An 8,056-nucleotide genomic window follows, 5' to 3' on the forward strand; every position below is an offset into this window, starting at 1 on the left:
CATCCGTTACATACCCGACACGTCGATAATCCGGTCTGCGCTGGCGATTGTTTCTGGTCGATGTGCGACGATGATTCTTGTCAGCGGAAGTTTCTTGATCGCCTCATTCACGCGTTTCTCGTTTTCCACGTCGAGGTGGCTAGTGGCTTCGTCGAGCAGCAGTACCGACGGCTGTCGATATAGCGCCCGGGCGAGCAGCACGCGCTGTTTCTGCCCACCGGACAGGACCGAGCCCATATCGCCGACCATCGAATTAAACCCCATCGGCATGCGGTTGATGTCGTCTTCGATGGCCGCAATCCGGGCCGACTCACGAATACGCGCGTGATCAGGCATCTCGTCGAAGAAGCAGATATTTTCTGCCAGGGTGCCGGCAAACAACTGGTCTTCCTGCATGACCGTTCCGATGAGTCGACGATGCGTCATTGTTCCGAGCGCTTCAATAGGCGAATCGTTTATATGAACAGCGCCCGACGTCGGGCGAAGCAGGCCGGCGATGATTTTCAGAATCGTCGTTTTTCCGCTACCGCTCGCTCCAACAATTGCGACATGCTCACCGGGATTGACGGTCATACTGAATTTTTTGACGACTTCCGCTTCCTCGTCGGCATAACGGAATGAAACATCCCTCAACACTATCCTTGCCGCAGGAAAGCGCGTCGTCTCGACACCCGTGGTACGCACTTCTTCCTTCTCGTACATGATATCGGCTAGGCGGTTCAGTTGGACGTCCAGCATGCGGAACTCATATGCCTTGTCGACGAGACTCGTCACACGCTTGGAAAACTGCTCGCGATATGAAAGGTAAGCGAGCAACATGCCGATCGAGAACCTCTTTTCGATCACGGCATTGGCACCCATCACGACGACGATCAGGTTTTCTGCACGAAAGATAAAGCTGTTCGCGCCGTGGAAGAACACCAGCAACCGCTGCGTACGCAACCATGCGTTCTTTTGCCGAACGATCTGGTTCAGCCACCCAGCGATCCGCGAATGCTCCTTGCCGAACAGTTTGATGCTTTGAATGCCGCGGACGCTTTCGAGCAGATACGTCTGTTGCTTTGCGTCGAAGACAAACTGGCTCTCGTTGGCAGATCTCAATGCGCCGTATAGTGAAACCCGTAAGACAATGTAGATTGCCAACGCGCAGACACTAATCAGCGCAAGCCTGGCGTCGTACACGCTCATCATCACGAGCGTGCCGATTGACATCGCGCCGTCGAGCACGGCTTCTACCACGCTCGTGCTGATCGTGTTCTGGATGACGTTGATCGTATTGACCCGGGCAACGATATCGCCGAGATGGCGTTTTCCGAAAAAGCTCCCGGGTAGATGAAACAATCGGCTGCCGACGTTGGCAAGCCATTGCACGTTGAGCGACGCGCCCATGTGCGCCACAATCCAGGCACGCAAGGCTTCGATGGCGGTCTGCGACGCCCAGACAATGCCGAATCCAATGGCGAGGGTCAATATCAATTGTTCGTCGCCGGTAACCAGTGCCTCGTCGGTTACCCATTGCACGAAGAACGGTGTCACGATCGTACAAATTTCGATCGCGATGGCGAGCAGGAATATCTGCGACAGCGTTCGCTTGAGCCCGACAATGCGCCCCGTCAACTCGCGGACGCGAAGCTTTTCTTTCCGCTTCGCGCGTTTGAATTCCGGGTTGGGCGTGAGTTCGAGTGCGACACCCGTGAAATGCCTGGACAGTTCCTTCCATTCAACGGTGCTGCGTCCGAGTGCCGGATCGACGATTTCCACGCCCGATGAACGGACGCTCTCCAGCACGACGAAGTGATTGAAGCTCCAGTGCAGAATGCAGGGTAGTTGCAAGTGACGCACTTCATCCAGTTCGAGAGACAGTGGGCGTGCCGTCAGTTTCAGATGGCTTCCGATCTCCACGAGGTTGGCGAGCGTCGTGCCTTTGAGGGATACCGAAAAGCGTTGACGCAACTGGCGCAGATCGATTTCATGACCGTGAAACGATGCGACCATACAGACGCACGCAAGTCCACACTCGGCCGCCTCGTTTTGAAGAACGACCGGAACCTTCTTGCGCAACCCGACCTGAAGGTTGCCAAATATCCCGAGGAGATTCATGGGTAGCAGCAGTAGAGCAACTAGCCGAGCAGCGCTTTGACGCCGAGCGCGGCGATGAATATGAGAACCACGATCAGCGTGTGCCTCGTCCACTTTGATTGTCCGAGTCGGCCGCGCTCGGATAAACGCCGTACTCCCGACGTGATGAGATAAGCCAGCACGCCGATGACGAGGGCGGAAAGAATTGCGTGTTTGTCCATGTTCGAAATTTTTGTATCGGTTGAGCTTGTCTCAGGTAGCGTCGACGACGAATCCTCTAGCCGCGAGGAGCGCCAGCAGGCCACTTGGTCCATTGAAGTGGTTGAATCCAACCGCGACGGCGAATGGGGCCGCGGCAGGTGATTGCGCTTCAGCCAAAATCCGGTCGGCAAACCGATGGTTTCGCTGATCCAGCATTTTTTCGTTGACGATCCTGTCGACACGCGGGGTGTACGGATCGAGCGCTGAAATCTCGCTACCAACTCGCTCGACATCTCCCGTCAGCCAAGCTCGCGCGATGCGTGTCAGTGCGGCGTGGGTTTGTGCCGCGGTCGCGTCTTGTTCAAGATAGCTGCGTAGCATCGCGTCCTGGATGTCCTCTGGAAACGAATCAAACATCACAAACTGCTGCTCGATGCTTTCAAAGCTTTCAACCGGAACGTCGTTGCGGTGCGCTTCGGCCACGATCTTTGCTTCAACGCTCGTCAGTTTGCCGAGGTCCGCATTTCGCTTCTCGATGTCCTGGAGCAGGATCGAGATGGCCCAAGGTTTCAATCTTTTGATTTTCTCCACCGGAAGTTTATCGGCGTTGGCGCGTGCGATGAGCAGTGCGGCTGTCTGCGCAGTCAGATGCATGAATACGTCGTCGTCGTCCGGGTAACGGCAATGCCTTACAGCGTTCGCTCGATCGGCCGCGTCGTCAGGATTGGCTTCGATAAATACCTTTGCGGACGTAGCGATTTTCTCGACGACACGGGTTGGCAACCGCTCGTGACGAGGAAGCACGTGAATCGTCGGAATGAGATTGACCACGAGACCTGTTTCGGAGACAGCTTTCCAGACGATCCCGCTACTGGGGAAAGATCTTTCCCGGATCGAGGTGTCATCTTGCGGTGCAGCGTCGGCACCGGGAGCAATAGCGTTGATCATGAAGGAAATCACGATTCTCAGGAAATCACCACGGGAAATCGACATACGCAATCCACCGGTAGCCAAACGACAGTCGATGCCAAACCCCGACATTGCGCGGTTCGATCAATACCGCGGGCCTCTACCAAAGCCGGCCCGCGGCACTTCCGCTAACGGTTAATCGCCGCCGCCATCTCCTCCGCCATCACCCCCATCGCCGCCGTCCCCGCCATCGCTGGAACCGTCGTCGCCCGAGCTATCGCTGGAATCGCCGCTAACAGCATCGCCAATTGCTTCACCGACGGCCTCCCCCGCAATGGCCCCCACCGCGCTACCGACCGCTGCGCCGACCGGCCCACCCACTTCGCCGCCGACAAGGCCGCCGACAGCAGCGCCGACCGCATTGCCTACATCACCGGCAGATACGCCGCCACTCGGAATTGCAAGTTCGTTGTCATTCAGGAGTCTCATGATTGAAAATCTCCGTTTCGTTGGGTTCTATTAACCGAATGCCCGCTAAAACGATTTCGGTGAAAATGCAGCCCCGGGAAAATTACGCGCACGTCTGCGGTCGATCCACTGCACTCATCTCACATTAAATCGTGATGCTTTCCTTGCAGGCCGAGCGAGATTATCAAAACTAATGCACTAAAACCATTCTATCTTCCTTTCATAATTGGTAATTATCCAATTATTCTGAAAGATAGATTTATGAAATATGAAAGATGCTGTCGCTATACAAACGAAACATCTGTTTTGCTGTCGTATCTTTCAGGTTTCATGAGGCACTACTTGGATTGTTGAAGGAAAAAGCTCATATATTGGTTAGCCGAGGTGGCGTTCGTAGCACCTCGATATACACATCTCGGGATTTATGGCGCCTGATTTGCCCCTCAGCCTTGCCGTGCGGGGCTTCGTGCAAATGGAATGACACTACATCAAGAGTTTTCGGGTGACCAGCGCACCCGGGAAAGCCTTGCGGCACGAAGTCATGATCAACCAGCGGGACAATCGTAGGATCCGCGCCGATCACCGACAGACGAATACTTACCAGTCCAGCGCTGCCTTGCTGCCGACCTGATCATGGAAGCTTTCCGCGATGTGGCTGAAGTCGACGCGCCGATCATGAGGGTCCAACCAGAGCACACGCGTAGGCAGAAGCAATGGAGAGACGACGTAGCACCCGTTTTCTCGCATACCGATCGCGATGGTGCACCATGCGTTCCAGGTTTGTTCAAGTGCGTGAACGAAGTAGCGTAGTAACCAGTCTTCGGAATCGCTGATGCCGGCGGGAGGTAGGTGAAGGGGCATGAAAGCCATCCATTCAAGCAAGCCGAACGGCGGATAGTGTTTTGGACAACCAACAAGAGTCTCAATGCTGAATCGCCGCTCCCAGGAAAAGCGCCAGCCGAGCAAAGCGATCGACAGTGGTGACGCGCTACCGTCGAACAACAACAATCCGTGTTCAGTCGAACGACTGCCGGAATCGATCTCTGACCAAATAGGCCTTACCGAACGTGTCAGGCGTCGGATCCGATTTCCCCGGAGCCTTCTGTAGACGGCCGATAGCATGATGCACGTGGAGTCAACATGCGGCCATTGGGCCGCCCAGGCGCAATGCATCAACGGACTCTCCGAAGTGACTGGGCTGGCCTCGTGTTCCGATGTGACATTCGGCATCGAATTGACCGGAGGTAGTTCGGGAGGATAGTGAAGATATCGTGGTAAATCGCCGATAAATGCGAGACGTCGAGGAATATTCGAATGGGCCTGAACGACTTCATCGGAAAGATACTGTCCCGCCGCATCGCGGATGCGCCGGTCGCCAGCACTGAGCAGGCGTGCGTGCCGGAGGTAGTAGTCATGCCATGCGCGCAGGCGATCCAGTCCCACAGCATCGATAGCCGACTGCTGTTGCAGGCGACGAAGCGAACGCGTGGCGAGTAGGGAGTCGCCGCAAACCGGGCAGGCATAGGGATGGCGAACGAGTCCGGCATGGAGGCGGTATGCCAACGGCTGCTCGCACCGGGCGCAGGCTTCGCACAGGGAGCACCCGTGAATCGGGCAATTCTTGAACGCGGTAAGCTGAAAGAGCGTTGCATGAAACCCAGCCGAAGCGCAGATCGGACAGAAACGCAGGAAGGAGCTTGCCGCGTCGAGCAGCGCATCCTGACGGCTCGCCGTGCTAAACGAGTATTCCAGATCGCCTGGTTCGACGTGCAAGGTCGTCGCCAAGTCGGCAAGGTCAAAGCTGTCCGCAGTCCGAAGATCGATACCCGTCCCCGCGTTGACCGTAGGCAATACGGACAGCGCTTCGCACAGTTGCGCCCAATTCAAGCGATTGAGCATCTGAAATTTCGCGAAACGCGACCATGCCGACTCGGCCTTGCAAGTCCATGCCGGGCGGGTCGTGTACGTGGCCGGGAGCACAACGGAAGCACGGCGAGGCGGCAGCCCTGTCGCAGAGGTGACCAGGCTACTTTCTGGCTCGTACATAGCCGGACTCATCCACGCCTTCGTCCCAGATTGCTTTGGAAAAGGCAAAATTTTCGGAGTCGTGCGACGCGTACCGGTGGAGAATATGCTCGACCGCGCGTGCAAAGAATTCCATCGGGATTTCCAGCTCGCCCACCAGTTGAGCGCGTTTGTGGGCATCGTCGAACGCTTCCCACAGCGCACTACCTTCGGTGGCGAGACGCATCCCGGCGCCATAGGCTCGCGGAAAAAAGAAGCGTGTATGATTCCAGCCGGAGTTTTCCAGATATTCGCCTTGATCGTAACCTTGCAGGCAGACTGAACACTCGTGTGCTGAACGCACGCCGTGAAAGGGTAATTCTTCGGTCAGAAAGCGCGCGACAATCTGTTCTTCTCCATCACGCTGGAAGACACTTTTCCTGGATCGCAGCGCCGGTTGACCGACGAACACGGTGACCACGCGTACCCCCTCGAGCTCAAGCTCGTCATGGATGTCGCGTAACCACTCGAACTCGGAATAGGTCAGGTGCTGGGCCTCGTCAAGGAAAGCGAGGATGATGTTGCTGTTCGCCTGATCGGCAATTTCGAGCAGACGCTGCACAAGGCGTTGTCTCAACTGAGTCGGATCACGCCCGGAACTGGCCTTGTGACGAGCCATGGTCAGCAAAGCACTGAAGAAAGCCGTCTCCGTAGAAACGCGCTTGTGCTGGCAGCGCATGCGCAGGATCGGCAGAGAGGGACGTTGTGAACCGAGCAGCGCCTCGAGGAACAAGATTGCATAGGTCTTTCCGATGCGCGATCGGGCATACACCATCGCTCCCGTGCGCAACGTCAGGCAGCGCAACAGCAGCGCGTAGAACTCCGCGATCGATGGCGTCGGGATGCGATATTTGGACAGCACGACCGGATGTTCCTCGATCGGCAAGGGCCGTAGTGAGTCGGTCGCCATGGTTAACGAAAGATCTGCCCCTTGCCGAGCTCGGACAAGCTCACGGTAGAGTGTTGGTCTCCTTGGGTCGACGTCGGTGCCGTCGCGCTCTCGAGGGGCTTGTCGCGCTGGTTTACGGCACGCTCGGCTTCGGCGACGCGATGTGACAATCGCCGTTGTTTTGTACGAGACTTGCGTCGTTGATATTTGAGGTAGGCGTCGACGGGATCGACATGGACACCGTAGTCAATCTCATTGAGTCGTTTCAGTCGAAGAATCTCTTGACGAAGGCGCAACGAATGAGGCGTCTGGTCCCAGGGTCTTGCCGCCCGGAGCGGGCCGATTTCTTCGCCGCTTTCGAGAAAGGCCGTCACGACGCGCATGTCTTCGGGATCGAAATAGATTCGCAGCGGCTTGCCGATCTGCCGAGACGATTCACTCAGCACGCTGCTGGAATACCGCACGCCGTACAGGCTGATATAGGGCCGCACGCCGTGGCGCAGATTGCCCCGAACGACGGCGGGATGAACCGGCTGCAGCAGCATCAGATTCTTCCGGTAGCGTTCGGCAAGCGTGCGCCATAGCGCCCCGGGCTTTTGCGCAAAATGCTGCATCATTTCGAGGGGGGAGCGCCCGCCGAGGCTGTCATGCGGCGTACCGTTGTAGTTCGCGAAGCTGACTTCGAGCAGTTCGTTCAGTTCTTCGCTGGTGACCAGTAGGCTGAGTTTGCCGTCTGGATCCGACAAGGACCGTCGCACATCTTGGGCACCCTTTCCCGTCGCGCCGGGAAGGCGATGCGACAACGTACTGCCAACGGTGCCGAAAAATCGTTCGATATAGGGACGCTCGTTGGGTTCCGCGTAGGGGCCGGCGTCGATGTGACTGCCGATCATGTCGCATACGGTCGCGAGCGTTTCTCCAGCCAGGTGACTGCGCGCATTGTCGTAGCGCAGCCAGTCCCACGTTGCATACTCGGTTTGGCGCACGGCGTCACTGACGAAACCCGCGCGTGTATCGTAACGTAATCCGGCAATCGAGAAGGCCGTTCGCTTCCGGCGGGGCTGCAAGGCATTTTGTATCGCCTTGATGACGTCATGGCGATTGTATTCGGTGGCCAATGCGAGGTGCCAACCCAGTACCGCCCGGGTGCACACATCGAGGACAACGAGTAACCACACGCGTTCAAGTTCGACGTCTTTTTTCAATCCGATTGGATCGATGACGCAAATGCGTAACCGGATATCCAGTTTATGGCCGTCGAACTCAACGACTTCGAACGGACGGGTGACCATTGGCCGTGATGGCTGATCCAACGGCGGACGTGGCGCCTGAACGTGTTGGGCGCCGGCAACTCGTGCGCTCTGTGCAAACGTGCGGGTTGCCACCAGGCGGCGGATGGCGGCGGCCAGACTGCGGATACCCTGCAGATCCTGATTGAAAGGGTAG

7 protein-coding genes are annotated in these 8,056 nt (G+C 57.0%); all 7 read right to left on the bottom strand.

The annotated features are described in order from the left end of the window. Window positions 1-6: 6 nt before the first annotated feature. Window positions 7-2,100, bottom strand: coding sequence for a peptidase domain-containing ABC transporter (locus U5771_RS28895; RefSeq protein WP_322027131.1), 2,094 nt, complete (start codon window positions 2,098-2,100; stop codon window positions 7-9). Between the two features lie 20 nt (window positions 2,101-2,120). Beyond that, the gene (locus tag U5771_RS28900; RefSeq protein WP_322027132.1) at window positions 2,121-2,300 is read right to left on the bottom strand and encodes a hypothetical protein; all 180 of its coding nucleotides are present in this window, start codon (window positions 2,298-2,300) and stop codon (window positions 2,121-2,123) included. A 31-nt stretch (window positions 2,301-2,331) separates the two neighbouring features. Continuing rightward, window positions 2,332-3,273 carry a TraB/GumN family protein gene (locus tag U5771_RS28905; RefSeq protein ID WP_322027133.1) on the bottom strand — a complete coding sequence of 314 codons (942 nt, stop codon included), beginning with the start codon at window positions 3,271-3,273 and terminating at the stop codon, window positions 2,332-2,334. 111 nt (window positions 3,274-3,384) lie between these two features. After that, on the bottom strand, window positions 3,385-3,678 hold the full coding sequence (locus U5771_RS28910) for a glycine zipper domain-containing protein (RefSeq protein WP_217250210.1): 294 nt from the start codon (window positions 3,676-3,678) through the stop codon (window positions 3,385-3,387). A gap of 576 nt (window positions 3,679-4,254) precedes the next feature. Next, window positions 4,255-5,556 (bottom strand): hypothetical protein, encoded by a 1,302-nt coding sequence (locus tag U5771_RS28915; protein WP_322027134.1) that lies wholly within the window; start codon window positions 5,554-5,556, stop codon window positions 4,255-4,257. Between the two features lie 127 nt (window positions 5,557-5,683). Next, window positions 5,684-6,583 (bottom strand): ATP-binding protein, encoded by a 900-nt coding sequence (locus tag U5771_RS28920; protein ID WP_322027135.1) that lies wholly within the window; start codon window positions 6,581-6,583, stop codon window positions 5,684-5,686. Between the two features lie 50 nt (window positions 6,584-6,633). Beyond that, on the bottom strand, window positions 6,634-8,056 hold a 1,423-nt coding region (locus U5771_RS28925; RefSeq protein WP_322027136.1), incomplete at its 5' end, for an integrase.

Source organism: Burkholderia sp. BCC1977 (assembly GCF_905339595.1).
GTDB lineage: Bacteria > Pseudomonadota > Gammaproteobacteria > Burkholderiales > Burkholderiaceae > Burkholderia.

Excerpts from the sequence above, each read along its gene's own strand:
- U5771_RS28895 (WP_322027131.1), bottom strand. The coding sequence starts at position 2,100 with ATGAATCTCCTCGGGATATTTGGCAACCTTCAGGTCGGGTTGCGCAAG.
- U5771_RS28900 (WP_322027132.1), bottom strand. The coding sequence starts at position 2,300 with ATGGACAAACACGCAATTCTTTCCGCCCTCGTCATCGGCGTGCTGGCT.
- U5771_RS28905 (WP_322027133.1), bottom strand. The coding sequence starts at position 3,273 with ATGTCGATTTCCCGTGGTGATTTCCTGAGAATCGTGATTTCCTTCATG.
- U5771_RS28910 (WP_217250210.1), bottom strand. The coding sequence starts at position 3,678 with ATGAGACTCCTGAATGACAACGAACTTGCAATTCCGAGTGGCGGCGTA.
- U5771_RS28915 (WP_322027134.1), bottom strand. The coding sequence starts at position 5,556 with ATGCTCAATCGCTTGAATTGGGCGCAACTGTGCGAAGCGCTGTCCGTA.